The 26,586-nt window shown below is 71.6% G+C and carries 25 protein-coding genes and 1 pseudogene; 7 read left to right on the top strand and 19 right to left on the bottom strand.

All coding sequences use genetic code 11. From position 1 onward, the window contains the following. Window positions 1–192: 192 nt before the first annotated feature. The gene (locus tag AC162C_RS07475; protein ID WP_484096998.1) at window positions 193–927 is read left to right on the top strand and encodes an Ldh family oxidoreductase; all 735 of its coding nucleotides are present in this window, start codon (window positions 193–195) and stop codon (window positions 925–927) included. A gap of 51 nt (window positions 928–978) precedes the next feature. Here AC162C_RS07475 and AC162C_RS07470 read toward each other — a convergent pair whose 3' ends face one another. The 17 genes from AC162C_RS07470 to AC162C_RS07390 form a co-directional block, all read right to left on the bottom strand. Then, window positions 979–1,644, bottom strand: a complete 666-nt coding sequence (locus AC162C_RS07470; RefSeq protein ID WP_484096997.1) for a TPR end-of-group domain-containing protein — start codon at window positions 1,642–1,644, stop codon at window positions 979–981. After that, window positions 1,641–2,465 carry a DUF1028 domain-containing protein gene (locus tag AC162C_RS07465; RefSeq protein ID WP_484096996.1) on the bottom strand — a complete coding sequence of 275 codons (825 nt, stop codon included), beginning with the start codon at window positions 2,463–2,465 and terminating at the stop codon, window positions 1,641–1,643. The genes AC162C_RS07470 and AC162C_RS07465 overlap by 4 nt, the downstream gene beginning before the upstream one ends. Then, window positions 2,462–3,160, bottom strand: a complete 699-nt coding sequence (locus AC162C_RS07460; RefSeq protein WP_484096995.1) for a metal-dependent hydrolase — start codon at window positions 3,158–3,160, stop codon at window positions 2,462–2,464. Before AC162C_RS07460 ends, AC162C_RS07465 begins: the two co-directional genes overlap by 4 nt. Window positions 3,161–3,214: 54 nt before the next feature. Beyond that, a complete protein-coding gene (locus AC162C_RS07455) occupies window positions 3,215–4,708 on the bottom strand; it encodes an NADH-quinone oxidoreductase subunit N (protein ID WP_484096994.1) in 1,494 nt (497 codons plus the stop codon). Then, window positions 4,705–6,144 carry a complex I subunit 4 family protein gene (locus AC162C_RS07450; RefSeq protein WP_484096993.1) on the bottom strand — a complete coding sequence of 480 codons (1,440 nt, stop codon included), beginning with the start codon at window positions 6,142–6,144 and terminating at the stop codon, window positions 4,705–4,707. Before AC162C_RS07450 ends, AC162C_RS07455 begins: the two co-directional genes overlap by 4 nt. Before the next feature lie 14 nt (window positions 6,145–6,158). Beyond that, window positions 6,159–8,114 carry an NADH-quinone oxidoreductase subunit L gene (nuoL, locus tag AC162C_RS07445; protein ID WP_484096992.1) on the bottom strand — a complete coding sequence of 652 codons (1,956 nt, stop codon included), beginning with the start codon at window positions 8,112–8,114 and terminating at the stop codon, window positions 6,159–6,161. Next, complete coding sequence (gene nuoK, locus AC162C_RS07440) at window positions 8,111–8,419, bottom strand: NADH-quinone oxidoreductase subunit NuoK (protein WP_484096991.1); 309 nt, start codon at window positions 8,417–8,419, stop codon at window positions 8,111–8,113. Before nuoK ends, nuoL begins: the two co-directional genes overlap by 4 nt. After that, window positions 8,419–8,955 carry an NADH-quinone oxidoreductase subunit J family protein gene (locus AC162C_RS07435; RefSeq protein WP_462972784.1) on the bottom strand — a complete coding sequence of 179 codons (537 nt, stop codon included), beginning with the start codon at window positions 8,953–8,955 and terminating at the stop codon, window positions 8,419–8,421. Before AC162C_RS07435 ends, nuoK begins: the two co-directional genes overlap by 1 nt. Window positions 8,956–8,958: 3 nt before the next feature. Further along, the gene (gene nuoI / locus AC162C_RS07430) at window positions 8,959–9,450 is read right to left on the bottom strand and encodes an NADH-quinone oxidoreductase subunit NuoI (protein ID WP_484096990.1); all 492 of its coding nucleotides are present in this window, start codon (window positions 9,448–9,450) and stop codon (window positions 8,959–8,961) included. 12 nt (window positions 9,451–9,462) lie between these two features. Next, window positions 9,463–10,473, bottom strand: a complete 1,011-nt coding sequence (nuoH, locus tag AC162C_RS07425; RefSeq protein ID WP_484096989.1) for an NADH-quinone oxidoreductase subunit NuoH — start codon at window positions 10,471–10,473, stop codon at window positions 9,463–9,465. Further along, window positions 10,470–12,797: a molybdopterin-dependent oxidoreductase gene (locus tag AC162C_RS07420; RefSeq protein WP_484096988.1), complete on the bottom strand. Its 2,328-nt coding sequence runs from the start codon at window positions 12,795–12,797 to the stop codon at window positions 10,470–10,472. The genes nuoH and AC162C_RS07420 overlap by 4 nt, the downstream gene beginning before the upstream one ends. A 49-nt stretch (window positions 12,798–12,846) precedes the next feature. Then, the gene (gene nuoF, locus AC162C_RS07415; RefSeq protein WP_484096987.1) at window positions 12,847–14,202 is read right to left on the bottom strand and encodes an NADH-quinone oxidoreductase subunit NuoF; all 1,356 of its coding nucleotides are present in this window, start codon (window positions 14,200–14,202) and stop codon (window positions 12,847–12,849) included. After that, window positions 14,189–14,668 carry an NADH-quinone oxidoreductase subunit NuoE family protein gene (locus AC162C_RS07410; protein WP_484096986.1) on the bottom strand — a complete coding sequence of 160 codons (480 nt, stop codon included), beginning with the start codon at window positions 14,666–14,668 and terminating at the stop codon, window positions 14,189–14,191. Before AC162C_RS07410 ends, nuoF begins: the two co-directional genes overlap by 14 nt. Further along, window positions 14,668–15,912, bottom strand: coding sequence for an NADH dehydrogenase (quinone) subunit D (gene nuoD, locus AC162C_RS07405; protein ID WP_484096999.1), 1,245 nt, complete (start codon window positions 15,910–15,912; stop codon window positions 14,668–14,670). The genes AC162C_RS07410 and nuoD overlap by 1 nt, the downstream gene beginning before the upstream one ends. A 40-nt stretch (window positions 15,913–15,952) precedes the next feature. Beyond that, window positions 15,953–16,504 carry an NADH-quinone oxidoreductase subunit C gene (locus AC162C_RS07400; RefSeq protein ID WP_484096985.1) on the bottom strand — a complete coding sequence of 184 codons (552 nt, stop codon included), beginning with the start codon at window positions 16,502–16,504 and terminating at the stop codon, window positions 15,953–15,955. Then, window positions 16,501–16,980 carry an NADH-quinone oxidoreductase subunit B gene (locus tag AC162C_RS07395; RefSeq protein ID WP_462972814.1) on the bottom strand — a complete coding sequence of 160 codons (480 nt, stop codon included), beginning with the start codon at window positions 16,978–16,980 and terminating at the stop codon, window positions 16,501–16,503. The genes AC162C_RS07400 and AC162C_RS07395 overlap by 4 nt, the downstream gene beginning before the upstream one ends. Before the next feature lie 113 nt (window positions 16,981–17,093). Beyond that, a complete protein-coding gene (locus AC162C_RS07390; protein WP_484096984.1) occupies window positions 17,094–17,510 on the bottom strand; it encodes an NADH-quinone oxidoreductase subunit A in 417 nt (138 codons plus the stop codon). A 97-nt stretch (window positions 17,511–17,607) separates the two neighbouring features. On the opposite strand from AC162C_RS07390, the gene AC162C_RS07385 reads away from it, so the two are divergent. Then, window positions 17,608–18,027 carry a HesB/IscA family protein gene (locus AC162C_RS07385; protein ID WP_484096983.1) on the top strand — a complete coding sequence of 140 codons (420 nt, stop codon included), beginning with the start codon at window positions 17,608–17,610 and terminating at the stop codon, window positions 18,025–18,027. 75 nt (window positions 18,028–18,102) lie between these two features. Here the strand turns inward: AC162C_RS07385 and AC162C_RS07380 are convergent, their stop codons facing one another. After that, the gene (locus tag AC162C_RS07380; protein WP_484096982.1) at window positions 18,103–18,975 is read right to left on the bottom strand and encodes a phytanoyl-CoA dioxygenase family protein; all 873 of its coding nucleotides are present in this window, start codon (window positions 18,973–18,975) and stop codon (window positions 18,103–18,105) included. Window positions 18,976–19,172: 197 nt separating this feature from the next. Between AC162C_RS07380 and AC162C_RS07375 the strand changes: the two genes are divergently transcribed. From AC162C_RS07375 to AC162C_RS07355, 5 genes are all read left to right on the top strand, one after another. Further along, entirely contained in the window at window positions 19,173–20,543 is a 1,371-nt protein-coding gene (locus AC162C_RS07375) for an FAD-dependent oxidoreductase (protein ID WP_484096981.1), read from the top strand. A gap of 114 nt (window positions 20,544–20,657) precedes the next feature. Further along, window positions 20,658–20,906 (top strand): hypothetical protein, encoded by a 249-nt coding sequence (locus AC162C_RS07370; RefSeq protein WP_462972774.1) that lies wholly within the window; start codon window positions 20,658–20,660, stop codon window positions 20,904–20,906. Between the two features lie 344 nt (window positions 20,907–21,250). After that, the gene (locus tag AC162C_RS07365; protein ID WP_462972773.1) at window positions 21,251–22,567 is read left to right on the top strand and encodes a class II fumarate hydratase; all 1,317 of its coding nucleotides are present in this window, start codon (window positions 21,251–21,253) and stop codon (window positions 22,565–22,567) included. A gap of 206 nt (window positions 22,568–22,773) precedes the next feature. Next, window positions 22,774–25,164, top strand: a complete 2,391-nt coding sequence (locus AC162C_RS07360) for an immune inhibitor A domain-containing protein (protein ID WP_484096980.1) — start codon at window positions 22,774–22,776, stop codon at window positions 25,162–25,164. Window positions 25,165–25,381: 217 nt separating this feature from the next. Further along, window positions 25,382–26,287 carry a S1 family peptidase gene (locus tag AC162C_RS07355; RefSeq protein WP_484096979.1) on the top strand — a complete coding sequence of 302 codons (906 nt, stop codon included), beginning with the start codon at window positions 25,382–25,384 and terminating at the stop codon, window positions 26,285–26,287. 66 nt (window positions 26,288–26,353) lie between these two features. Here AC162C_RS07355 and AC162C_RS07350 read toward each other — a convergent pair. After that, window positions 26,354–26,586: pseudogene (locus AC162C_RS07350) on the bottom strand (lipoyl synthase); the annotation flags it as partial.

Here is a 26,586-nt window from a genome sequence, read left to right as displayed (position 1 = left end):
GCGGCCCCCGAGAGCGAGGCCGCCGCCGCGATCGGCGCCGTCGCGGACGCCGTGCGGGATCCGCGCCCGGGCGCGATCCGCAAGCCGCTCGACATCCTCTAGCGGCCGTCGCCTGCGGGGGTGCATCCGGGGGTCGATCCACCGGCCGTCGGCGAAGTAGGCTCGGGACATGACGCGGAGGGCGCGCCGGACGTGACCGAGGCCGAGGCGGAGCGCCGGCTGCGGCGGCTCGGGCTCGCGCCCGAGGACGTCCGCGTCCTCGTCGAGCACTTCGCGGAGGCCGACCGCCGGGGCAAGGCGAGCCACGGGCTCGCACGGGTCGCCTGGCTCGAGGCCCAGGCGTTCGACCCGCGGGCTCGGCCGCGCCGCGTCGCCGCCGAGCCCTGCTTCGAGCGCTGGGACGGTGCCGGCGCCCTCGGCTACCTCACGCTCGATGCCGTCTGCCGGTCGCTGCTCGACGACGCGCTGTCGGAGCCCCGTCTCGTCGTCGCCGAGCGCTGCTTCCCGACCGGGGCGCTCGGGCTCTGGGCCCGGCGGCTCGCCGAGGGCGGGCTGATCGCGCTGCTGACGGCGACGTCGCCCCGCCGGCTTCCCCATCCGGAGGGCGGGCCGCCCCTCACCGGCACGAACCCGCTCGCGATCGCCGTGCCGTCGAGCGACGGCGAGCCCGCCGTCAGCGACGTGTCGATGGGTGCGGTCACCCACGGGGACGTCCTCGCGGGCACCGCGCGGCCCGAGGAGCTCGTGCCCTTCGGTGGGCCCCACGCCCACAAGGCGTTCGCGCTCGCCGTCGGCCTCGAGCTCCTCGTCGGGGCGCTCGCGGGGCCGGAGCCGGCCGCGGTGCTCCTCGTGGCGAGGCCCGGGCACGATCCCGTGCCCGCGCTGCGCGCGCGTGCAGCTGGCCTGCGGCTCCCGGGCGACGCCTGACGGCGACGTCCGTCTCGGGCAGAAGGCCGGGGCGACGGCAGCCGCTCGGACTCAGTCCGCGGGACGCGGTGGGCCCGGGAAGCGCGGGTCGTCGCGGATCGACGCCAGGTCGTCGTCCGTCTGCGCGTTGTCGGCGAAGGGCGGGAAGATCTCGACGCACGCCGCGAGGTGCTCGAGCGCGTCGTCCCGCCGCCCCGCGCGGGCCTCCGCGCACGCGAGGTTGTAGAGGATCCCGGCGCTCCCCGGCTCGGCGGCGTGGAGGTCGCGGAGCTCCCCGATCGCCGACTCCCAGTCGCCGGTCTCCCAGAAGCGGAGCACCCGCGCGTTCCGCTCCCACGGCGCGACCTCGTACGCCTTCCCCGGGGTGCCGCCGATCACGAGCACCGTCGTGTCGGCCTCGCGCGCGATCGCCGACCGCGTCACCGCCGGATCCTTGACGAACACGAGCGTCCCCGCCGGCGCCTCGACCTCCTCGCCGTCGACGGTGAACGTCGCCGATCCGGCGAGCACCACGTACAGCTCCTCGTGCCCCGCGGCGCCGAGGCCGAGCTCGTCGTGCTCCCCGATCACCACCTGCCCCGGATCTCGCGCGGTCCAGGCGTTCACGCCGAACGCCTCCGCGCCGAGCGTCGCCCGCAGCAGGCGCCACAAGGGCTGTCCCGGCGCGGCGATCGACTCGGCGTCGGCGACCGTGAGCGCCCGGTACCGCTCGCTCACGACGCGCTCCGCAGCTCGTCGAGGACGACGGGGTCGATCGTGTCCTCGCCGTCGACCCGCTCCTCGAGGTTCGCGACGCCGGCCCACTCGACGAGCGACGCATACCCCAGTCGCTGCAGGCGGTCGCGCACCTCGTCGGCGAGCGGGCCCTCGATCGCAAGCCACTCCTCGCGTGGTGTCGAGCCGAAGAGGAGCCGGTGGATCCGCGAGAGCCGGCGCAGCTCCTCGAGGGGGAGCGGGTGGTCGTCGACGCGAAGGTCGACGAGCGTGTCGGAGAGACCGCCGTAGCCGCCGTCCCGCTCGACGACGAGCAGCGCCGCCGACTGCTGGCCACGCCTGTCGCCGCCGGCCGCCTGCGCGGCGTCGAGGCAGTCGAGCAGGCGCTCGGCGAGCGGCCTCCCCGCCGTCGTCTCGTAGGTCGTCGCGAGAGCGTCCACGGTGTCGGCGGAGACGAGGATGTTCCCCTGGGCGGCGTACCCGTCCCCCACGCGGCCTCCCGCCCAGCCGTGGCAGCCGTCGCCGGTGAACGTCGCGGCGCGGCCGGCGGCGTCGACGACGCCGAGCTGGCGGAGATCGCGATCGGGATCGGCGGCGGTCAGGCGCTCGACGACCTCCTCCGCGGAGAGGCCGCCCTCGAGCAGTGCGAGGCCCTCGGGCCCGTACCGCGGGTTCGCGTACGACTGCGTGGCGACGGCTCCGACGCCTGCGGCCGCCCAGGGCACGACCGACCCGACGGCCAGGAACTTCGACTGCGTCGCGACGCCCCACTGCCCCGCGTGGAGGTCGCAGGCGCAGATCGAATAGGTCGCGACGGGCCTCACAGGTCGAGGGGCTCTCCAGGGGCCGGCGCGAGCAGCTCGACGCCGGCGGGGAGGAGAGGCCGCAGCGCCTCCGGCGTCCCGCTGAGGATCGGGAACGTCCCGTAGTGGCAGGGGACGACGCGGGACGCGCCCACGAGCTCCGCCGCGACCGCGGCCTCGCGTGGCCCCATCGTGAAGTGGTCGCCGATCGGGAGCACCGCCACCTCCGGACGGTAGATGCGGCCGATCAGGGCCATGTCTCCGAACACGTTCGTGTCCCCGGCGACGTAGACGGTCGGCCCGTCGTCCGGCTGCAGGACGACGCCGCACGACTCCCCGGCGTACGTCCCGTCGGCGGTGCTCGACGAGTGCTGCGCGTGCGTGAGGGTGACCACGACGTCGCCGAGCCGGACACTGCCGCCCTTGTTGATCGAGTGCGCCATCCCGTCGTCGGACGCGCCCTGCGCCACGAGCCACCGCCGCAGCTCGACCTGGGCCACGATCGGGCACGAGAACCGGTTCCCGAGTGGCACGGTGTCGCCGACGTGGTCGCCGTGGCCGTGGGTGACGACGACGAGGTCGCACCGCTCCGGCTCGCGCTCCTCCCCGGGGCACGACGGGTTGCCGGTCAGGAACGGGTCGACGTAGACGTGCGTCCCGGCGGCGGTGACGAGCCGGAGCGCCGCGTGCCCGAGCCAGGTGAGCGTCGTCGCCACGGGAGGGACGCTAACAGGGCGGGCGCGCCGACGGCATGCCGCGGGCCGCGCGTCCTAGAACGGCAGGTGGGCGATCGCCTCGGCGGCGCGGTCGACGAGCGGCTGCACGAAGACGAACGACCCGATCACGACGGCGACCGCGGCCGCGACCGCCGTCGCGAGCGCCGGGTCGACCGGAGGCGACCCACCGGTCACCGCGACCTCGCCGGTCTCGCTCACGGTCGCGTCGGGCCGCATGTACATGGCGCGGACGACGCCCAGGTAGTACGCGATGCTGACCGCCGTCGCGAGCACCCCGATCACTACGAGCCACCACCAGCCGGCCTCGTAGGCGGCGGAGAAGACGTAGAACTTGCCGAGGAAGCCCCCGGTGAGCGGGAAGCCGGCGAAGGCGAGCATGAACACCCACATCGCCACGCCGTAGAGCGGCCGCTCCCAGCCGAAGCCGCCCATCTCCGTGATCCCGACCGACCGGCCGAGCTCGCGCTCGCGGGCGACGACGACGGCGAAGGCGCCGATCGAGGCCGCGGCGTAGGGGACGAGGTAGTAGAGCAGCGCCTCGCCGCCGCTCTCGGAGTTCGCGGCGATCGCGATCAGCATGAAGCCGGCCTGCGAGACCGACGAGTAGGCGAGCATGCGCTTGAGGTCGTCCTGGACGAGCGCAGCGAGGTTCCCGATCACGAGCGAGAGGACGGCGAGCACGGCGACCGTGATCGTCCAGATCTCGTCCTGCTCGGGGAAGGCGACGACGAGCACGCGGAGCATGACGACGAGCGCCGCCGCCTTCGTCGCCGCGGCCATGAACGTCGTCACCGGGGTCGGCGCGCCCTGGTAGACGTCCGGCGTCCACATGTGGAACGGCGCCGCGGACGCCTTGAACGCGAGCCCGACGACGATCATCGCCATGCCGCTGACGAACAGCGGGTCGTTCGCCGCGTCGGCGGCCTGGATCGCCGAGAACCCGAGCTCGCCCGTCGCGCCGTAGGTGAGCGCGGCCCCGAAGAGGAGCACGGCGGAGCCGAACGACCCGACGACGAGGTACTTCAGGCCCGCCTCGAGCGAGCGCTCGCGGTCTGCCTCGAGGGCGCAGAGGACGTAGAGGCAGATCGAGAACCACTCGAGGCCGAGGAAGAGCGTCATCAGGTTCCCGGCACCGACGAAGAAGACCATCCCGGCGCCGGCCGCGGTGAGCAGCGAGTAGTACTCGCCGAGGTGGCTGCGACGGCGGTCGCCCCACGACACGAGCACCGCCGCCGCGCCGACGCAGGCGAGCAGCACCTGCGCGTAGCCGGCGAGCCGGTCGCGGGTCATCGAGTCCTCGATCACCGAGATCGCATCGGGCGTCTCCGCGAAGACGTCGGAGGCGAAGATCGCGGCGGCCACGAAGCCGGCGAACGCGACGGTGGCCGAGAACAGCCGCCTGCTCTGGCGGGGCACGAGCACTGCTCCGAGGAGGCAGATGGCGGACGCCGCGAGGAGCGCGAGCGTCGGCGAGAGGGCGAGCCAGTCGACCTTCGGCGTCGAGATCGTCGAGGCGAGGACGCTCATTCCGACACCACCCCGATCACCTCGGCCTCGTCGGCCGGGAAGCTCGTGCCGCTCACCGCCGCCGGCCACGCCGAGAGGACGATCAGGCACGCGAGGAGCGGCAGCACCATCGCGAGCTCGCCGGCCCGCAGGTCCGGCTGCTCGTCGGAGACGGCCGAGCCGCGCGCCTCGTGGAGGATCCCCGAGATCAGGCGGAGCCCGTACAGCGCGCCGATCACGATCGCGCCGGCGCCCACCGCCGCGTAGCCCCAGCCGCGGTCGAAGACGCCGCTCAGGATCGCGAACTCACCCGCGAACGTCGCCGACCCGGGGACGGCGAGCACGATCATCCCCGTCGTCATCACGACGGTGGCGAGGATCGGCCGTCCCTTCGCCATCCCGCCGAGGGCCGAGAAGGAGCCGGTGCCGCAGCGCTGCTCGACCATCCCCGCGAGCAGGAACATCGCTGCGCTCACGAGCCCGTGGTTCACCGACTGGAGGACGGCGCCGTCGAGCCCGATGTCCGTGACGGCGAACACCCCGAGCAGGATCAGGCCCATCTGCGCCATCGACGAGTACGCGACGACGCCGCGCACGTCGGGCTGGCGGAAGGCGAGCAGCGAGCCGTAGACGAGCGTCGCCGCGGCGAGCACGAGGAGCACCGTGCGCAGGTCGTCGAGCGGCTCGGGGAAGTGGCGGGCCGCGATCACGATCAGCCCGAAGACGGCGGTCTTCGAGACGACGCCCGAGAGGACCGCGGCGACCTCGGGCGGCGCCTGCGTGTACGCCTCGCGCAGCCAGCCGTGGAAGGGGAGCAGCGGCGACTTCACCGCGAACGCGGCGACGAAGCCGAGGAAGACCCACACGTTGTCGCTCGTGCCGCTCTCGACGAGGCTGAACGTCCCCTGTCCGATCCCGAAGGCGACGACCGACGCCAGCATCAGCAGCGAGCCCGCCATCGTGTAGAGGACGAACGTCATCGTCGCCCGCACCCGGCGCGGCCCGCCCCACACGCCGACGAGCACGTAGAGCGGGATCAGCATCGCCTCGAAGAACACGTAGAAGAGCAGCAGGTCCTGGGAGGCGAACACGCCGACCACCGACCCGGTGAGGAAGAGCATCAGCCCGTAGTACGCGCGCGGGCGCTCCCGCTCGACCCACAGGCCGTACCCGATCGCGACGGCGCCGACGACGATCGCGAGCCCCGCGAGCCAGAGGGAGAACCCCTCGAAGCCGACGTCGTACGAGATGCCGAGGTCCTCGAACCAGCTGCGCGTCCACCGGTACTGGACGGCGCCGCCGTCGAAGTCGAAGTTGATGACGCCGCCCGCCCAGAGGCCGACCTCGGCGAGGGCGACGAGGAGCGCGAGGCCCGCGGTCGACTCCTTCGAGAGCGGCGCGAGCCAGACGACGATCGCGCCGGCGAGAGGGAGGAGGATGAGGAGCGTGGTCAGCATCGGTCAGCGCACGATCAGGCCTGGTACCCGAGGATCAGGAAGATGACGCCGAGGAGGACGGCGGAGGCGGCGATGACGACCGCGTACATCCGCAGGAGGCCGGACTGGGCGCGGGCGACCTCCTCGCCCGCCTCGAGCGTTCCCCGGCCGATCTCGTCGAGCGAGCCCTGGACGATCGGCTGCTCGACGTCGTCGCGGAGGCGGACGGCGAGGAGCTGCGCGGGCCGCGCGAACACGCGGTCGTAGAGCTCGTCGAAGTAGAACTTGTGCTCGAGCACCGTGCGCACGGACGGCCACGGGACGAGCTCGCGACCGGCCCGCACGACGCGCCACGCGACCCACAGCCCGAGCGCGCCCGCGGCCACGGCGAGCGCGCTCGACGCGTAGTCCTCGACGACGCTCGGCTCGACGAGGGGCTCGGTGACGACATCGAGCCACTTCTCGAACGGCTTCCAGACGCCCGGGATCACGATCAGGCCGCCGATCGCGGAGAGCACCGTGAGCACGGCGACCGGGATCTGCATCGAGCTCGGCCCCTCGCCGTGCGCGTGCTGCCCGTGCGCCGCGGCGTCCTCCGCGCCGTGGGCGTGGCCCTCGCCGTGCTCCTCCGCGTGCTCGAGCACGAGCGGCGACGGCTCGCCGCGGAACACGAGCCAGTACAGGCGGAAGGCGTAGGCGCCGGTGAGGAGCGCGCCGGCGATCCCGATCACGTACAGGACGACCCCGAGCGCACCCCCGGTCGCGAGCGCAGAGGCGATGATCGCGTCCTTCGACCAGAAGCCGGAGAGCGGCGGGAGGCCGATCAGGGCGAGCGTGCCGATCAGGAACGCGATGTGCGTCCGCGGCATGTAGCGGCGCAACCCGCCCATGGTGCGGATGTCCTGCTCCCCTGCGAGATGGTGGATCACGAGGCCGGCGGCGAGGAAGAGCAGGGCCTTGAAGAACGCGTGCGTGACGAGGTGGAAGATCGCGAACCCGTACGCGCCGACGCCCGCGCCGAGGAACATGTAGCCGATCTGCGACATCGTCGAGTAGGCGATCACCCGCTTGATGTCCTGCTGCACGAGCGCGACGAGGCCCGCCACGAGCAGGGTCGCCGCGCCGAGGATCGCCGCCAGGTGCTGCACCTCCGGCGCGGCCTCGAACACCGGGTGCGTGCGGCAGATGAGGTAGACGCCGGCGGTGACCATCGTCGCCGCGTGGATGAGCGCGGAGACCGGCGTCGGGCCCTCCATCGCGTCGGGGAGCCACGTGTGGAGCGGGATCTGCGCCGACTTCGCGACGGCGCCGCCGAGCAGGCCGAGCGCGGCGAGCGTGACGACGGTGTCGGAGAGCGCCCCGTCCTCGGCCGCCTCGAACACGGGGACGAAGTCGAGCGTGCCGAGCTTCGAGATGAGCAGGAAGAAGCCGAGCGCCATCACGGCGTCGCCGAGCGCGTTGACGACGAACGCCTTCTTCGCCGCCGCGATCGCGGCCGGCCGGTGGTTGTCGAAGCCGATCAGGAGGTACGACGCGAGGCCGACGAGACCCCAGCCGACGAGCAGCAGGAGGAGGTTCCCGGCCTCGACGAGCAGCAGCATCGAGAAGACGAAGAGCGCCATGTACGCGAAGTAGCGGCGCTCCTCGTCCGCCCCCGCCATGTAGCCCATCGAGTACCAGACGATGAGGCCGCCGACGCCGGAGACGACGAGCATCATCACGACGGACAGGGGGTCGACGAGGATCGAGAGGTCGGCCTTGAAGCTCCCCGCCTCGAGCCACGTGTAGGCGTTCGAGTAGTGGCCGCCGCGGTCCTCGGCGTCCTTCCCGAGCATCGTGATCAGTGTCACGAGCGCGCCCGCGAAGGCGACGAAGACGGAGAGCGTCGCGATCCAGCCCGCCTGGCGGCGGGTGATCCGTGTCCCGGCGGCGGTGATGGCGACGGCGCCGACGAGCGGCGCGAGCAGGCAGACCCAGGCGCCGGCGATCATCCCTTGAGCTCCGCGAAGCGGTCGACGTCGAGGGCGAGTCGGCGGCGGGCCATCGTCACGATCAGGCCGAGGCCGACGCACACCTCGGCGGCGGCGACCGCCATCACGGCGAGCGCGAAGACCTGGCCGTCGAGCTCGCCGAAGAGACGGGAGAAGCCGACGAGCGCGAGGTTCGAGCCGTTGAGCATGAGCTCGAGCGAGAGCAGCACGATCAACGGGCTGCGGCGCAGCATCACGCCGAGCGCGCCCGTCGCGAACAGGATCGCGGCGACGGCGAGGTACCAGGGGACGCCGGGGCCGAGCATCAGGACTCCGCCTCGTCCTCGCCGGGTGTGCGCATCCCGAGCACGACGCCGCCGACGGCGGCGACGAGGAGCACGATCGAGGTGATCTCGAACGCGAGCAGGTGGTCGGTGAGGAAGAGCTCGCCGATGCCCGCCGGGCTCCCGAACGCGTCGCTGATCGCCGCCTCGTCGGAGAGGCGCCCGCCGGCCTTCAGCATCAGGGCCACGAGCACCTCGGCGAGGAGCAGGACCGACGCGGCGACGGCGGCGATCCGGAGCCACGGTGGGCCGCCCGCCCAGGGGGCATCGGCGCGCCCTCCGAGGTAGGCGATCACGAAGAGGAACATCACCATCACCGCGCCTGCGTAGACGAGCACCTGGGCCGCGGCGACGAACTCGGCCGACGCGAGCAGGTAGAGGACGGCGAGCGAGGCGAGGTTGCCGATCAGCGAGAGCGCCGAGTAGAACGGGTTCGTGAGCGTGACCACGGCGATCCCGGAGCCGATGCACGCTCCCGCGGCGGCGAACCAGATGATCCAGACGAGGACGTTGCCCACCGCTCAGCTCTCCGTCTGGTATGCCGGGAGCGGCGTGTCGTAGAGGTCGGGATCGGCGACCGGCACGCTCTTGATCGGCGGCTCGAGGAGGACGTCCTTCGTGTACACGAGGTCGTCCCGCGAGTACTCGGACAGCTCGAACTCGGTGCCGAGCGTGATCGCGTCGAACGGGCACGCGAGCTCGCAGTACCCGCAGAAGATGCAGCGGCTGAGGTTGATCTCGTAGATCCGCGCGTAGCGCTCGCCGGCGGAGACTCGGTGCTCCGGCGTGTTCTCGGCCGCGACGACGCGGATGCAGTCCGACGGGCAGGCGGCGGCGCACAGTGAGCAGCCGACGCACTTCTCGAGGCCGTTGGCGTGACGGTGCAGCCGGTGGCGGCCGCGGAAGCGGGGGTAGACCGGGCGCTTGAACTCCGGGTACTGCTGCGTGATCGGCTTCTTGAAGATGTGCTTGAAGGTGACCCCGAAGCCCTTGAGCGTGGAGAACGGCTGCATCAGATCACGCTCCTACACCGCCACCACGATGACCGCGGTCACGATCGCGTTCAGCGTCGCCGCCGGGAGCAGCACCTTCCAGCCGAAGCGCATCAGCTGGTCGTAGCGCAGCCGCGGCACGGTGGTGCGGATCCAGATGAAGACGAAGAGCAGGCCGAAGAGCTTGACGAGGAACCAGATCGGGCCCGAGAACGCCCAGAACCACTCGGGCCCGTGCCAGCCCCCGAAGAAGAGGGTGACGGCGAGCGCGGAGAGGGTGACGAGGTTGACGTACTCCGCCATCGGGTAGAGGCCGAAGCGCATGCCGCCGTACTCGGTGTGGTACCCGGCGACGAGCTCCTGCTCGGCCTCGGGGAGGTCGAAGGGCGCGCGGGCCGTCTCGGCGAGCCCGGCGAGGAAGAACACGAGGAAGCCGACGAACTGGGGAAGCACGTACCAGATCGTGTCGACCTGCGCGTCCACGATCTCGGTCAGCGACAGCGAGCCGGCCATGATCACGACGCCGAGCACCGACAGCGCGAGCGAGACCTCGTACGAGACGAGCTGTGCGCAGGTGCGCATCGAGCCGAGGAGCGAGTACTTCGAGTCCGACGACCACCCGCCGACGATGAAGCCGTACACGCCGAGGGAGCCGATCGCGAACACGAACACGAGGGCGATCGGGACGTCCGCGACGTACCCGGTCACCTCTTCGCCGGCGATCGTCCAGCCGGGCCCCCACGGGATCACGGCGAACGTGAGCAGCGCCGTGAAGGCGGCGATCCACGGCGAGAGGATGTAGAGCTTGCCGACCGCGTCGGTGGGGCGGAAGCTCTCCTTGTTCAGCAGCTTGAGCATGTCGGCGATCGGCTGCAGGAGCCCGTACGGCCCCGCGCGGTTCGGCCCGTAGCGCTGCTGCATGCGTCCCATCACCTTGCGCTCGGCGAGCGTGAGGTACGCGAACGTGACGAGCACGAGGTTGATGACGACGAAGGCCTTGATGAGGCTGATCCACCAGGCCTCGGCGGCAGCGAGGACGGTCACCGCTTCACCACCTCGACGGCCTGGTGCAGGTCCTCGGCGTGCTCGTCGGCGACGCGCACGGCGCCCGTGACGAGCCGGCGGTCGACACGGGCGCGGAGCTCGACGGAGGTCCCGTTCGACCGGAGCTCCACCGTGTCTCCCGTCACGATCCCGCGGCGCTCCGCGTCGGCGGGCGCCAGCGCCGCCTCGCGGTCGGGCCGCTGGAACTGGAGCTCGGCGACGCGCTCGACCTCCGGCCCGGAGAAGAGCGGTCGCGCGCGGAGCAGCCGTAGCGTCCCGAGCAGGTGCTCCTCGCCGGCGGGCGCGGGCGCCGCGTGCGGCTCGTGGCCGCCGGTGACCGGCCGGGGCGGCGCGTACGGGCCGCGGGCCGGCAGCGGCGCGCGCCCGTCGATCGCGGCCGCCGACACGCCGCCGAACATGCGGTCGGCGATCTCCTCGAACACCACGGCCGCGTACGGGGACACCTCGACGTCGAACCGGGCGGCGAGCCCTGCGACCCAGGCGAGCTCGTCGGGCACCGGGGGCACGACCGCCCGGCGGAGCCGCTGCAGCCGTCCCTCGACGTTGAGGAGGGTGCCGTCGCGCTCCAGCATCGCCGTCGCCGGAAGCACGAGGTCGGCCCACCCGACCGCGAGCTCGTGGAACATCGCGATCGCGATCACGTGGTCGGCGCGCTCGGCGAGGTCGCGGACGCCCGGGGAGGCCGCGGCCGCGTCGCCCGAGACGACGAGCAGCCGGATGTGCTCCGGATCGCTCTCGTCCTCGTCCGCCGACGCGGCCCACGCGAGCGCGACACCGGCGCCGTTGGGCGAGGCCGGCAGGTGGTAGGCGGCGCAGCCGGGCTTGCCCTCGAAGCCGAGGGCGTGCGCGGTCTCGGCGACCCGGGCGCCCCCGCCCCCGCCGGGGCCCGACCAGACGAGGACGCTCCGGTCGGAGGCCCGGAGCCGGTCGGCGAGCGCGGCGGCGGCGTCCGCCCCGGACGCGCTGGGGCCCTCGAGGTAGCCGCGGGCGGCGGCGCCCACGTTGTCCACGCGGTCGCCGAGGTCGAAGCCCGGGTCGGCCAGCGCGTGCAGCACGTCCCCGGCGCTCCCCGGCTCGGTCCGGATCTCCCCGAGCGCCCCGATCGTGATCACCTGCGCCCCGTTCCGGCGCGCCCGACGGATCCAGAGGTCGACGATCGGGGCACGGTCGACGACGGGGTCGTCGCCGACGACGACGACCAGCTCCGCCTCCCCGATCGTGGAGAGCGGGGCGCGGAACGCGTCGAGCGCATCGGACGTGGACTCGGGGAGCACCGCGGAGTGAGCGCCGAGCCCGCCGCGCAGCAGCCGGCCGAGTGCGTACGCCTGCTCGATCGTCTCCGTCCCGGAGAGCGCGGTCACGACGTGGCCGGTGGCATCGCGCAGGAGGCGCTCCGCCTCGTCCAGCGCCGCGTCCCACGAGACGCGCTCCAGCCCCCCGGAGCGTCGTGAGAGCGGCTCGAGGATGCGGTCGGGCGCCGTCAGGTGCGGATGCGCGAAGCGGCCCTTGTCGCACAGCCAGCCGCCGTCGATCTCCGGGTGGTTGCGCGAGAGGACGCGCTCGACCTTGCCCTCCCGGGTGTTGACCGTGACGTTGCAGCCGACGGGGCACAGGCCGCACACGGTGGGGACGCTCTGGATCTCCCACGGGCGGGCCCGGAACCGGTACTGCGTCGACGTGAGCGCCCCGACGGGGCAGAGCTCGACGACGTTGCCCGAGAAGGGCGCCCGGTAGGGGTCGTCCGCGAAGGTGGCGATCTCGGTGTAGGCGCCGCGGTTGCGCGCGATCAGCTGCTCGTCCTCGGCCACGTCGGACGAGAAGCGGGTGCACCGGTAGCAGAGGATGCACCGCTCCCGGTCGAGCGCGATCAGCGGCGACACCGGGATCGGCTTCTCGAACGTCATCTTCGAGAAGGTCATGCGCGTCGACCCCGGCCCGTAGCGGAAGGTGAGGTCCTGCAGGGGGCACTCGCCCCCCTTGTCGCAGACCGGGCAGTCGAGCGGGTGGTTGACGAGGATGAACTCGAGCGTCGCGTTCTGCCCGTCCGCGGCCTTCGTCGAGGTCGCCGAGGTGCGCACCACCATCCCGTCCTGGGCGGTCAGCGTGCAGCCGGCCTGGAGCTTCGGCAGCCCCTCCACCTCGACGAGGCACATGCGGCAGGCCCCGACCGGCGGGCCCAGCCTCGGCTCGTAGCAGAAGACGGGGATCTCGATGCCGGCGGCCGCGGCCGTCTCGACGAGGCCCGTGCCCTTCGGCACCTGCACCTCGCGGTCGTCGATCGTGAGCGTGACGAGCTCGCTCATCGCCCGGCCCCCCGGTCGGCCGCCCGGCCGGGCACGGTCCGCGGCCCGCTCACGTCAGCACCTCGAGGTGCGTGTGGATGCGTCCCAGCCCATGGGCGTGCACGAGGCGCTCGTGCATCTCGACCGGCGCCAGGATCCCCTCGAGCGAGGATGACCCGGCGAGCGGGCAGCCGCCCTCGTCGATGTGCGCCCGGAACTCGTCGCGGAACTTGTCGACGTAGCTCGCGACGACGATCGCGTCCGAGTCGCCGAGCGGGCAGAGGCACTTGCCGTTGATCCGTTCCGCGACGTCGAGCAGCAGGTCGAGGTCTCCCTGCGTCCCGCTGCCCTCCTCGATCTTCTGCAGGATCTGCGTCAGCCAGCGCGTCCCGACCCGGCACGGCGTGCACTTGCCGCACGACTCGTGCTCGTAGAACTGCGAGACGCGCACGCCGAGCTGCACCATGCAGCAGCGGTCGTCGAGGACGATCACGGCCGCGGAGCCGATCGCGGTGCCGAGCGAGGTCAGCGAGTCGAAGTCCAGCGTCGCGCGCTCGACCTCGGTGGCGGTGAGGATCGGCGTCGACGAGCCTCCCGGGATCACCGCCTTCAGCGAGCGTCCCCCGGGGATCCCGCCGCCGACGTCGAAGATCAGGTCACGCAGCGGGAACCCGTGCGGCAGCTCGTAGTTCCCGCCGTTGGCGACGTTGCCGGAGAGCGAGAAGACCCGCGTGCCGGTGGAGTTCTCGACGCCGAGCTCGGCGTACCCGGCGCCGCCGAGCTCGATGATCGGCGGCACCGTCGTGATCGACTCGACGTTGTTGACGGCGGTCGGCGACGCGTACAGGCCGGCGATCGCGGGGAACGGCGGCTTCGTCCGCGGCTGCCCGCGCTTGCCCTCGAGCGACTCGAGCAGCGCCGTCTCCTCGCCGCAGATGTAGGCGCCCGCGCCCCGGTGGATGACGACCGTGACGTCGTCGAGGAGGTCGCGCTCGCGGATCTGCCCGAGCGCGTCGACGAGCGTCTCGAACTCGCGCTCGTACTCGCCGCGGATGTAGACGAAGACGTGCCGGGCGTCGATCGCGTGCGCGGTGATCAGGCAGCCCTCGAGGAAGCGGAACGGGACGCGCAGCATGATCTCGCGATCCTTGAACGTGCCCGGCTCCGACTCGTCGGCGTTCACGACGAGGTAGTGCGGCTTCGCGACGACGTCGGGCTTCGGCACGAAGCTCCACTTGAGGCCGGTCGGGAAGAAGGCGCCCCCGCGGCCGCGTAGGCCGGACGTCTTCAGCTCCTCGATCACGTCGTCCGGGCTCATCGCGCGCGCACGCCGCAGCGCGGCGAAGCCGCCGACGGCCTCGTAGTCCTCGAACGTCGTGAGCGCGCCGCCGTTCGTGCCGGCGAAGACGATCTCAGGGCTCGTCACGGCGCAGCTCCTCCACGATCCCGGGGACGTCCCGTGCCTGGACGTGCAGGCGGTGCCGGTTGTCGACCGCGACGATCGTCGCCCAGCCGCACCCGCCGAGGCACTCGACGGTGCGCAGCGTGAACGCGCCGTCCGCGCTCGTCTCGCCGGCGGCGACGTCGAGCGCCCGCTCGAACGCGCCCACGACCTGCTGCGCGCCCCGGACGGCGCACGACACGTTCGTGCACACCTCGATCACGTGTCGTCCCGGCGGCTCGAGCCGCAGCAGGTCGTAGAAGGACGCGATCGAGAGGCAGTACGCGGGCGTCACGTCGAGGGCGTCGGCGACCTCGCGGAACGCCTCCTCCGGGAGCCAGCCGCCGTGCTCCTCCTGGGCGAGCTGGAGGGCGGGCAGCACGGCCGACCGCGGGTCCGGGTAGTCGGCCAGGAGCTCCTGCACGCGGTCGTGGAACGCGGTCTCGCCCATCAGCGGTCGACGTCTCCCATCACCGGGTCGAGGGACGCCGCGACGGCGATCAGGTCGGCGATCAGGCAGTCGCGCACGCAGGTCGCCGTCGCCTGCAGCGCCGCGAAGCTCGGCGCCCGGAACTTGACGCGCCAGGGCTTCGGGCCGCCGTCGGAGACGAGCGTGCACCCGCACTCGCCGCGGGCCGACTCGATCGCGACGTAGACCTCTCCCTCGGGCACCAGGTAGCCCTCGGTGACGATCTTGAAGTGGTGGATCAACGACTCCATCGAGGTGTGCAGCTCCTCGCGCGGCGGCAGCACCACCTTCCGGTCGTCCGCGATCCACGGCGACCCGGCGAGCTCCTCGAGGCGGTCGATGCACTGGCCGACGATGCGCGCGGACTGGCGCATCTCGTCCATGTGCACCTTGTAGCGGTCGTACACGTCGCCGTTCGGGTAGACGGGAACCTCGAAGTCGACCTCGTCGTAGAGGAGGTAGGGCGTCGCGCGCCGCAGGTCCCAGTCGACGCCGGACGCGCGGAGCATCGGCCCGGACTGCCCGAGCCTGAGGGCGTCGTCCGCCGACAGCAGCCCGACGCCCTTCGTCCGCTCGAGCCAGATCTTGTTGCGGTCGAGCAGCGCCTCGTACTCGTCGACCGCCTTCGGCATCCGCTTCACGGCCGCCCGTGCCTGCTCGTAGAAGCCGGCGGGGATGTCCTCCGCGAGCCCGCCGACCTGGAAGTACCGCGTGTGCATGCGGACGCCGGTGACCATCTCGAACAGGTCGAGGATCATGTCCCGCTCGCGGAACGCGTACCAGAACATCGAGATCGCGCCGATCTCGAGCGCGGACGTGCCGAGCCAGACGAGGTGCGAGTGGATCCGGTTGAGCTCGGAGAGGCACATGCGCATCCACTGCGCCTTCACCGGCACCTCGAGGTCGAGCAGCTTCTCGATCGCGAGCACGAACACGAGCTCGTTCGCCTGGAAGGAGAGGTAGTCGATCCGCGCCGGGTAGGTGATGCCCTTCCAGTACGTCTTCTGCTCCATCGTCTTCTCGAACCCGGTGTGCAGGTAGCCGATCACGGCGCGCAGCCCTGCCACCCGCTCGCCGTCGAGCTCGAGGACGAGACGCAGCACGCCGTGCGTCGACGGGTGGTTCGGCCCGAAGTTGACGGTGAGGATGTCGTCGAGGTCGTGGCGCGACGGGTCGACCTCGAGGATCGTGGGACACGGCGACGGGATCCGCGTCCCCTCGTAGATGGCCGTGGCCGGAAGGACGCTCATCGGGCCTGCACCGCCGTCACTCCTCCCCCGAGAACCGCACCGGCTCGCCGCCGATCGGATAGTCCTTGCGCAGCGGGTGGCCCTCCCAGTCGTCCGGCATGAGGATGCGGACGAGGTTGGGGTGGCCGTGGAACGGGATCCCCATCATGTCCCAGACCTCCCGCTCGAACCAGTCGGCCGACGGCCAGACGCCGATCACGGAGTCGATCCCCTGCCCGTCCTCGAGCCACACCTGGACGCGCACCCGCGCGGGATCGTCGCCCACCCGCAGCAGCTGGTAGTCGACGGCGAAGCGGGCGGGCTTCCCCTCCGGGACGCGCGCGAAGCCCTGGGAGCCGGGGCCGAAGATGTCGCGGCCGGCGGGCGTGCCGATGTAGCCGGCGACGCCGTCCCCGCCCCAGCCGAGGTAGTCGGCGGCGACGACGTCCATCAGCTGGTTGAAGCCTGCGACGTCCCTGAGGTGGGTGCACGCCTCGACGATGCGCGCCGGGTCGACGACCAGCGTCGTCTCGCCGTGAGCCTCGCGGGTCTCGACGAGCCCCGGTGTGCCCTCGTACGCCGCGGTCACTCCGCGACCCCGCGGATCAGGTACGCGGGCGGGACGCCCGCGTTGATCTTCTCGTGCAGCCGGACGATCCCCTCCATCAGAGCCTCCGGCCGCGGCGGGCAGCCGGGGACGTGGACGTCGACCGGCACGATCTTGTCGACGCCCTGGAGCACGGTGTAGTTGTTGAACATCCCGCCCGACGACGCACAGGCGCCCATCGCGATCACCCACTTCGGCTCCAGCATCTGGTCGTAGACCTGGCGCAGCGGCGGCGCCATCTTGTGGGTGACCCGGCCGGACACGATCAGCAGGTCGGCCTGTCGCGGCGACGAGGAGAAGCGCTCCATCCCGAAGCGCGCGATGTCGTAGCGGGAGGAGACGATCGACATCATCTCGATCGCGCAGCACGCGAGCCCGAACGTGTCGGGCCAGACGGAGTTGGAGCGCGCCCAGGCGACGGCCTTCTCGACCGTCGTCAGCAGCAGGGCGTCCTCGATCTGCTCGACCTCGCGCTCGAACACCCCGGGGTCGTCCCCGGGGCGGAGCACCCGCTCCGAGTTGAGCCCCGCCCTCGCGAGCGGCCGGTCGGAGATCAGCGGCAGCTTCCGCGCTAGTGCCATTCGAGCGCGCCCTTTCGCCAGATGTAGACGTACGCGACGCCGAGGATGCCGATGAAGACGAGGAACTCGCCGAGCCCGAACCACCCGAGCGCGTCGAGCTGCACCGCCAGCGGGTACAGGAACACGATCTCGATGTCGAACAGGATGAAGAGCATCGCCGTCAGGTAGAAGCTGACGGTGAACCGCCGCTGCTGGCTCGGCGAGCCCTCGGAGACGCCCGACTCGAACGGCAGCATCCGCTGGCTCGTGCGCGTGCGCGGCCTGCCGGGGAGCAGGAACGACGCCGCGATCATGGTCGCCGGGATCGCCGCGGCGAACAGCGCGTAGAACAGGATCGGGAGCCAGTCCGAGAGCATGCGTCGCGCGACCTCCTCGGCGCGGAACCTAGCACCTTCACCGGTCCTCACGAGCGGGGAAGGAACGGCCGATGAACACGTGGAAACAACTGTCACGAAGTCCGGCCGTGCCCGCGGTTGCACGCACCCCGTCCGCTAGGATCACGCCATGGAGATCGCCGAACGCTCAGCCGACACCCTGCTCACGCTCACGCCGGCCGCGGCGGAGAAGATCCGCGAGCTCCTCGCCGAGGAGCCCGACGGCGGGTCGATGGTGCTCCGCGTCGCGATCCAGGGCGGCGGGTGCTCGGGCTTCCAGTACGGCCTCGGGTTCGACCTCGGGGCCGCGGGTGGCGACCACGAGCTCACGCTCGAGGGCGTCCCGGTCGTCGTCGACCCCTTCTCCGCGCCCTACCTGCAGGGCGCGACGATCGACTTCCTGAACACGATCTCCGAGTCCGGGTTCAAGATCGACAACCCGAACGCCGTCTCCTCGTGCGGCTGCGGCCACTCCTTCCAGGTGGAAGAGGGCGAGGAGCTGCCCGAGGGCACCAACATGGGCGGCTGCGGCTCGGGCTGCTCGCACTAGGCGCGGCGGCTGCACCCACGAGCCCCGGCTCCGGGCTGCGCACGAGCGCCTGGGCCTCCCGTCCGTCGGGCGGGGTCAGTGCGCTCTGCCGTCCCCGTGCTCGCCGTCGGCGCACCACTCCTCGAGCCAGCGTGTCCGATGCCCGTCCTCGCGCCAGAGGATCGGGAAGAAGGCCTCGTCGAGCTCGTGCTCTCCCGGGCGTCGGTACTTCGAGTAGATCGGGTGCGGTGTCGCGCCGTCGGCCCAGCGGGTGTCCGTCGACACCATGTGGCCGACGATCGCCCGCCGCTCCCGGTCGGCACGCTCGTTGGGGGGCGAGCCGTGGAACGTCCAGCCGTCGTGGAACGCCGCACCGCCCGCCGGGACCTCGATCGGGACGAGCTCGACCTCCGCGCCGTCGGGGCGCACCGCCTCGACGTGGGCGAGCCAGTCGTCGGGGGCGTGGAAGCGTCCGCCGACCGGAGCACGGGGCCAGTGGTTCGAGCCGCGGACGTAGGAGATCGTCCCCGCGTCCGCACTCGTGTCGTCGAGCGCCATCCAGCACGTCGTCATGTTGGGCGGCGAGAGCCACGCGACGTACGCGGCGTCCTGGTGGCAGAGGAGGGCCTTCCCCGACGGGGGCTTCCAGATCGCGTTGTCCTGGATCAGGCGGAGCCCCGGCAGGCCGGCGAGGCGCGCGCCGAACACGGCGTTGCGCTCGGCGAGCACGGTCGTCGCCAGGGTGCGGTCGGCCTTCCAGACGTTGCAGAGCTGACGCGTCAGGTCGGCCGGCGTCGACGCCGGGTCGTAGTTGACCTCGTCCGGCCGCAGGCCGGTCTCCCACTCGTGTGCGAAGGCGCGCGCGAAGTGCTCCCGCACCCGCTCGACCTCCTCCGGGGAGAGGAACTCCGGGACGACCACGAAGCCGTCCCGGCGATAGGCCTCGACCTGCTCGGTCGTCGGTTCCACGGTCGCTCCTCCTCCACCTCGGGGTGCCGTCCGCGACGATACTGCTCGACTGCCCGGACCGTCGGGCGCTCCGGAGGCCCCGCTTCATCCTTCTGCGGGACGATCGGCCGAGGCGGAGCGGCGCCGGCCGGCCGGGGTGCTCCGCAGCGGTCGGCTCGGACGGTGGCGCACCGCGCGCCGGGCTAGGATCGGAGGCGATGGCCGGGGAGTCTCCGCTGCGTGTCGCCGTCGTCGGCTCCGGGCCGGCAGGGTTCTACGCGACGGGCAGTCTCCTCGCTGCCGACGTCCCGATCGAGGTCGACCTGATCGAGCGGCTGCCGACGCCGTGGGGGCTCGTCCGCCTCGGCGTCGCGCCCGACCACCCGAACATCAAGGCCGTGTCGCGCGTCTTCGAGAAGACCGCGCAGAAGCCGGGCTTCCGCTTCCTGGGCAACGTCGACGTCGGGCGCGACGTGTCGCACGAGGAGCTCGTCGCCCTCTACGACGCGGTGGTGTACGCGTTCGGTGCGCAGACCGACCGGCGCCTGGGGATCCCGGGCGAGGACCTCCCGGGCTCGTGGCCGGCCACCGAGTTCGTCGCCTGGTACAACGGCCACCCGGACTTCCAGCACCTCGCGTTCGACCTCTCGTGCGAGCGGGCGATCGTCGTCGGCAACGGCAACGTCGCGGTCGACGTCGCGCGGATGCTGGCGCTGACCGACGAGGAGCTGGCGCCGACCGACACGACGGACGCCGCGATCGCCGCGATCGTGGGCGCCGGGATCCGCGAGATCGTCATGCTCGGGCGGCGCGGCCCGGTGCAGGCGGCCTTCACGACTCCGGAGCTGCTCGAGCTCGGAGAGCTCGAGGGCGCCGACGTCGTCGTCGACCCCGCCGAGCTCGAGCTCGACGCGGCGAGCGAGGAGCACCTGGCCGGCGACACGCACGCGATGCGGAACCTCGAGGTGCTGCGCTCCTACGCCGAACGCAAGCCGTCGGGGAAGCCGCGCGCGCTTCGGCTCCGCTTCTGCGCATCCCCGGTCGAGATCCGCGGCGACGGGCGCGTCGAGGCCGTCGAGATCGTCCGCAACCGGCTCGTCCCCGACGAGCGCGGCGTGCTGCGCGCCGAGCCGACCGACGTGCGCGAGACGATCCCCTGCGGCATCGTCTTCCGCAGCGTCGGGTACCACGGGGTCGGCATCCCCGGCGTCCCCTTCGACGAGGCGCGGGGGACGATCCCGAACGACAGCGGGCGCGCGCTGGCCGACGACGGGAGCCCGCTCCCCCGCGTGTACTGCACCGGCTGGATCAAGCGTGGGCCGACGGGGGTGATCGGCACCAACAAGAAGGACGCGACCGAGACCGTCGCCGCGCTCCTCGCCGACGTCGCCGACGGGTCGCTGGTGCCGTCGGGGGCCGACGCCGCGGCGGTCGACGCCCTGCTCGCCGAGCGCGGGGTCGAGGTCGTGTCGCAGGCGGGCTGGGAGGCGATCGACGCGGCGGAGCGTGCGGCCGGCGAGCCGCACGGTCGTCCCCGCGTCAAGCTCTGCACCTGGGACGCGCTCCTCGGTGCCGCCCGGGGCGCATAGCCCGGCGATCTCCGGCCTTCGCCGGGATCCGTAGTTCGGCGCGCCGAGCGTGTGCTCCCCACTGATGCAGGGCCGCGGCGGATCCACGATCCTGACGGTGGAAGGAGGATCTCGATGCGGATTCTGGAGTCCCTTCGCGCGAAGTGGGTTGGCGAGGCGGCCGAGCAGGAGCGCGAGGTCGCCGAGGCGCACGACGAGTACGAGCGCGAGCTCCTCGAGCACGACATCGGGGGCGTGAGGCAGGACGTCTTCGTCGGCGGCGGAGACGGCGAGATCGTCCCCGGGTTGCCCACGGCGACGCCGCGCGAGGTGTACGGCGAGTTCGAGCACGACGAGGAGCCGCCCGAGGACCGCGCGCCGTAGCGGTCACGGAGCCCGATCACGTCGGGCGGGTCGTTCTGCCGTATGGGGCGGTCTGGTGTCCCCGCCAGGTCGTGGGTGTGGCAGCGCTACCGGCCGAGAGCGGCGAGCGTCGCGTCAGGTGCTCGAAGCTCGTGCGCCCGCCACGCCGGTCGGCGAGCGCCTCCTGTGTCGCCTCCCAGGCCGGGGTCGGCGGGAGACCTCAGGTCGCCGTGTGCGGGTGGTCCCCCTCCGGTTGCCAGGACGGCTGCGCGTCGTCGATCGCGAGCGGGTGCAGCGGGCCGTTCTCGCCGGCCGCGTGCGGTTCACCTCCGCGCGCCGGTCGCGCAGGTTTAGACTCGGGGTCGATGGCCGGCGAGAAGCTCTGGGGCGGCGAGACCGAGAAGGCGATCGGCAACTTCCCGGTGTCCGGGGAGCCGATCCCCGCCGCGGTCGCGCACTGGCTGGGGCGGATCAAGGCGGCGGCCGCGCGGGCGAACGCCGACCTCGGGCTGCTCGACCGCGACAAGGCCGAGCGCATCGCCGCCGCGGGCGACCGCGTTGCGGCAGGCGAGTTCGACGACCAGTTCCCGATCGACGTCTTCCAGACCGGGTCGGGGACGAGCTCGAACATGAACGCCAACGAGGTGATGGCGTCGCTCGCCGGCGAGGGCGTGCACCCGAACGACGACGTGAACATGGGGCAGTCGTCGAACGACGTCTTCCCGTCGGCGGTGCACTGCGCCGCGCTCGGCGAGGTCGCGCACGACTTGCTGCCTGCGCTCGAGCGCCTCGCCGCGTCGCTGGAGCGGAAGGCCCACGAGTTCGACGACATCGTGAAGTCGGGGCGGACGCACTGGATGGACGCGGTGCCGGTCACGCTCGGCCAGGAGTTCGCCGGCTACGCCGCCCAGGTGCGCCAGGGGCTCGCACGGGTCGAGGACGCGATGCCGCGGCTGGGCCAGATCCCGCTCGGCGGCACCGCCACCGGCACGGGCCTCAACACGCACGCCGAGTTCGCGGCGCGGGTGCGCGAGTACCTGTCGCGCGAGACCGGCCTCACGATCTCCGCGCCCGCCGACCACTTCGAGGCGCAGGCGGCGCGCGACGGGCTCGTGGAGGCGTCCGGCGCGCTCAAGGTCGTCGCCGTCTCGCTGACGAAGATCGCGAACGACCTCCGCTTCCTCGGCTCAGGCCCCCGCGCGGGGCTCGGCGAGCTCTTCCTGCCCGAGCTGCAGAAGGGCTCCTCGATCATGCCGGGCAAGGTCAACCCCGTGATCCCGGAGGTCGTGACGCAGGTGGCGGCCCAGGTGATCGGCAACGACGCCGCGATCACGATCGGCGGCATGAACGGCCACTTCGAGCTCAACGTCTACATCCCGCTGATGGCGCGGAACCTCCTGCAGTCGATCTCGCTGCTCGCCAGCGCGTCGCGCCTCCTCGCGGAGAAGTGCGTCGACGGGATCGAGGCGAACCGCGAGCAGTGCGAGCGCTACGCGGAGCTGACGCTGTCCGCCGCGACGGCGCTGAACCCGGTGATCGGCTACGACAAGGCGACGGAGCTCGTCAAGCAGGCCGCGGCGACGGGCCGCTCGCTGCGCGAGCTCGCGCGCGAGATGGGCGTGGAGGAGAGCGTGCTCGACGAGGCGCTCGACTACCACGCGATGGCCAAGCCGCACGGCTAGCCCGCCGCGGGCGGCGGCCGCCGCGCGACGTCGGGTCGAGCCGCCCGAGGGATCGGTGCTCTCCTCGCCCCGTCTTCCCGCTTCGGAGGACGTCGATCTCGGGCGCGGAATGCAGTAGCGTTGCGCCATTCTCGCGGCCTTCCGGGGCTGCCTGACTCGAAGACGAGGGGAGTAACGACACGATGACGAGACTGGCACGAGTCGGCATGCTCGGTGCCGCTGTGCTCGCGCTCGCGATTCCCGCGGGCGCCCTGAGCGCATCGACGGCAGTCGAGGCGCCGGGAGAGCCACAGGCCGGCCCACACGACCTTGGCACGCCGCTCAGCGAGGAGCAGCGTGCGCGTCGCCAGGAGGCGCTCGAGCTGAAGCTCCAGGGCAAGATCCCCGCCGGGGCGAAGGTCGGGAAGGTGGCGAAGGGGCAGTACGTCGAGCTCGCCCGCGAGGACACGGATCGCGTGTTCGTCGTCATCGCCGAGTTCGGCGACATCCGTCACCCGGCCTATCCGGACGGTGTCGGCGACGGCTCGGACGGTCGTGCCGTCGAGCCCGACGGCCCTCGGCACAACTCCATCTGGGAGCCAGATCGTGCCGACGACAACACGACGTTGTGGCAGAAGGACTTCGACCGCGCCCACTACGAGGACATGTACTTCGACCGGATGGCGAAGTACTACGAACGGCAGTCGTCCGGTCGGTACTCCGTCGAGGGCGAGGTCGCAGAGTGGGTTCGGGTGCCGCACAACGCGGCGCGGTACGGCCGCGACTTCTGCGGCGACATCGTGTGTTCGAACACGTGGTGGCTGATCTCGCACGCGATGAACGTGTGGGTCGAGGACCGGCTCGACGAGGGCATGTCGATGGGCGAGATCACCGACTACCTGAAGACGTTCGACGAGTGGGATCGATACGACTGGGACGGCGACGGCGACTTCGACGAGCCGGACGGCTACATCGATCACTTCCAGATCGTCCACGCCGGCGGCGACCAGGCTGCCGGTGATCGGCAGCAACTCGACGACGCGATCTGGAGCCACCGCTGGTACGTGCAGCAGAACCCGCTCTTCTCGACGGGGCCCGAGGTCGACGGACAGATCGTCCCGTTCGGCGGCATCAACATCGGGGCCGTCGGCACGCTCTCGGGAACGGGTCTCGGCGGTGACGCCGTCGCCACCCTGACCGAGCACCCGACGGGCGTCTGGGTCGGCGACTACACGATCCAGCCCGAGAACGGCGGTCTTGGCGTGTTCGTTCACGAGTACGCGCACGACCTCGATCTCCCCGATCTCTACGACACGTCCGGGAACACGGGCGGCGCCGAGAACTCGACCGGGTTCTGGACGCTCATGTCGTCGGGCGCGAACATCGGCGACGGTGGGCCCGACGGGATCGGCGACGACCCGGTCGACCTCGGCGCGTGGGAGAAGTTCCAGCTCGGTTGGCTCAACTACGAGGTCGCCTTCGCCGGCCGGAAGTCGGAGCACAAGCTGGGCCCGGCGGAGTTCAACACGAAGCAGGCGCAGGGGCTCTTCGTCGTGCTTCCGGACAAGGAAGTCCAGACGACGATCGCCGAGCCGTTCGCCGGCGACCACTTCTACTACTCCGATGCGGGGAACGACCTCGACAACTCGATGACGAAGACGGTCACGCTGCCCGGCTCGGGCGACCTCGAGCTGAACGCACGGGTCAACTTCGACATCGAGACCGACTGGGACTACGCGTACCTGACGGTCGACGGGGCAGAGGTGGAGACCAGTGCTTCGACCTCCGACAACCCGAACGGCCAGAACTTCGGGTACGGGATCACCGGGGCATCCGGTGGCTGGGTATCCCTGACCGCCGACCTCTCGGCGTACGCCGGCCAGACGGTGGAGATCGGGTTCCGCTACTGGACCGACGGCTTCGTCACCGAACCAGGGTTCATGGTCGACGAGCTCGAGATCCCCGGACAGCCGACGGACGGCGCCGAGACCGACGCCGGGTGGACGTTCGACGGGTTCCGGGTGACGACGGGCGAGGAGACGTCGTTCCACTTCAACGCCTACCTCGCCGAGAACCGACAGTACGCGGGAGACGACGACTCGCTCCAGACCGCGTACAACTTCGGGTTCCTGAACAGCAGGCCCGACTGGGTCGAGCATTTCCCCTACCAGGACGGCGTCCTGATCAGCTACTGGGACACGTCGCAGGCGGACAACGGCGTGGGCGATCATCCGGGCGAGGGCTTGCTCCTTCCGATCGACGCCCATCCGACGTTCCATCACTGGTACGACGGGCAGCTGATCCGGCCGCGGATCGTGACCTACGACTCGACGTTCGGCCTCCAGCGGACCGACTCGATCACGGTGCACAAGGACGGTGAGCCGACGGTGATCCCGTCGCAGCCGGCCGTCCCGGTCTTCGACGACACGAAGGACTGGTGGTTCGAGGCCGACGTGCACGCGGGCACGGGCTCACACGACGGCCGCTACCAGCCCGGGTGGCAGGGCGTGAAGGTGCCGAAGACCGGCACCACGATTCGTGTCAAGAGCATCACGCCGGGTGGCTTCGCGCAGGTCGAGGTGAAGCCGAAGAAGATCGAGGTGAAGCCGAAGAAGTAGGTGACGGGCGTCATCCGACGTTCCGAGAGCGGGCGGGGGAGAACCCCGCCCGCTCTCGTCCGGCGTTGAAGTTCTCCGCTGGGGGGTAGGAAGTTCTCCGCTTGGAGGGTAGGATGCGGACAGCCGAGGCCTCTGGGGAGAGGATCGGCCGGGTTCGTGACGTGTCGTCCCGGCACGCGCACGACCCGACGGAAACCGGGGATTGGGGGTAGAGGCAATGAGTCGATTCAGGGTCACCGCGTCGCTGCTGGTGGTCGGCGCGGCCGTGGCGCTCGCGATGTTCGCGCTGCCCGCGGCGGCGATCACGAACGGCGTGCCGGACGGCGAGGATCACCCGTACGTCGGCCAGCTGCTGTTCTACCTGCCCGACGAGGTCGACGATCGCTTCGACGACCCCGGGGCATGGGCCAGTTGCACCGGGACGCTTCTCTCGCCCACGGTCGTCGTCACTGCTGGGCACTGCGTCGACGGTGTGGGGGACGGCGGCACCGAGATCTGGGTCAACTTCGAGGGGGAGCCCGACTACGACGGCTTCCCGCTGAGCAGTGACTACGACCGGGACGAGAACGACGACCGGTATGACGACCGTCTCGTGTGGCTCGAAGGCGAGTCGGACTGGCACCCGGGGACCGCGTACGTCCATCCGGACTACGACCCGGATCTGTTCCTCCTCTACGACCTCGGCGTGGTCGTCCTCGACGCTCCGGTCTCGATGGTCGAGTACGGGGACTTGCCCGAACTCGGGCAACTCGACGGCTACCTCAAGAACGGGAAGAACCAGTCGCTGTTCACCCCTGTCGGCTACGGACTGAGCAAGGTGCTGCCGACGGGTGTCGAGGGCGGCGACGTGCGGTACAAGGCCACCGTGAAGCTGGTCAACCTGAAGGGAACCTACGGTGTTCCGGAGGGGACGTCCGCCGTGTTCTCGAACAACAAGGGCGGCCCCCACAGGGGCGGCACGTGCTTCGGTGACTCGGGCGGCCCGTTCTTCGTTCAGGACGAGACGACGATCGTCGCCGTCAACTCGTTCGGGATCTCCCCGAACTGCACCGGGACCGACGGCGCGTACCGTATCGACCAGGAGGATGATCTCGACTGGCTCGCGACGTTCCTCGACGATTGACGTCGGCCTAGCGATCTCGAGCTTCCATCCAGCGGAGGGTCGCCCGAGAGGGCGGCCCTCGGCGTCTCAGTAGGCGACCGCGCCGGTGCCGGTCTCGGCCGCGTGGCGCTGCTCGTCGGCCCGGTAGCTCGAGCGCACGAGCGGCCCGGCGAAGACCGACCCGAACCCGAGCGCCTCGCCCTGCTCGCGCAGCCAGCGGAACTCGTCGGGGTGCACCCAGCGGTCGATCGGTGCGTGCTGCTTGGACGGCTGCAGGTACTGGCCGATCGTGACGACGTCGACGCCGTGGGCGCGCAGGT

The sequence above is a fragment of the Gaiella sp. genome (assembly GCF_057140465.1).
Note: the sequence above shows the minus strand (reverse complement) of the source record. Positions and strands in the feature narration are given on the sequence as shown.

Excerpts from the sequence above, each read along its gene's own strand:
- AC162C_RS07455 (WP_484096994.1), bottom strand. The coding sequence starts at position 4,708 with ATGAGCGTCCTCGCCTCGACGATCTCGACGCCGAAGGTCGACTGGCTC.
- AC162C_RS07450 (WP_484096993.1), bottom strand. The coding sequence starts at position 6,144 with ATGCTGACCACGCTCCTCATCCTCCTCCCTCTCGCCGGCGCGATCGTC.
- nuoL (WP_484096992.1), bottom strand. The coding sequence starts at position 8,114 with ATGATCGCCGGCGCCTGGGTCTGCCTGCTCGCGCCGCTCGTCGGCGCC.
- nuoK (WP_484096991.1), bottom strand. The coding sequence starts at position 8,419 with ATGCTCGGCCCCGGCGTCCCCTGGTACCTCGCCGTCGCCGCGATCCTG.
- nuoI (WP_484096990.1), bottom strand. The coding sequence starts at position 9,450 with ATGCAGCCGTTCTCCACGCTCAAGGGCTTCGGGGTCACCTTCAAGCAC.
- AC162C_RS07420 (WP_484096988.1), bottom strand. The coding sequence starts at position 12,797 with ATGAGCGAGCTCGTCACGCTCACGATCGACGACCGCGAGGTGCAGGTG.
- AC162C_RS07410 (WP_484096986.1), bottom strand. The coding sequence starts at position 14,668 with ATGGGCGAGACCGCGTTCCACGACCGCGTGCAGGAGCTCCTGGCCGAC.
- AC162C_RS07385 (WP_484096983.1), top strand. The coding sequence starts at position 17,608 with ATGGAGATCGCCGAACGCTCAGCCGACACCCTGCTCACGCTCACGCCG.
- AC162C_RS07375 (WP_484096981.1), top strand. The coding sequence starts at position 19,173 with ATGGCCGGGGAGTCTCCGCTGCGTGTCGCCGTCGTCGGCTCCGGGCCG.
- AC162C_RS07370 (WP_462972774.1), top strand. The coding sequence starts at position 20,658 with ATGCGGATTCTGGAGTCCCTTCGCGCGAAGTGGGTTGGCGAGGCGGCC.
- AC162C_RS07365 (WP_462972773.1), top strand. The coding sequence starts at position 21,251 with ATGGCCGGCGAGAAGCTCTGGGGCGGCGAGACCGAGAAGGCGATCGGC.
- AC162C_RS07360 (WP_484096980.1), top strand. The coding sequence starts at position 22,774 with ATGCTCGGTGCCGCTGTGCTCGCGCTCGCGATTCCCGCGGGCGCCCTG.
- AC162C_RS07355 (WP_484096979.1), top strand. The coding sequence starts at position 25,382 with ATGAGTCGATTCAGGGTCACCGCGTCGCTGCTGGTGGTCGGCGCGGCC.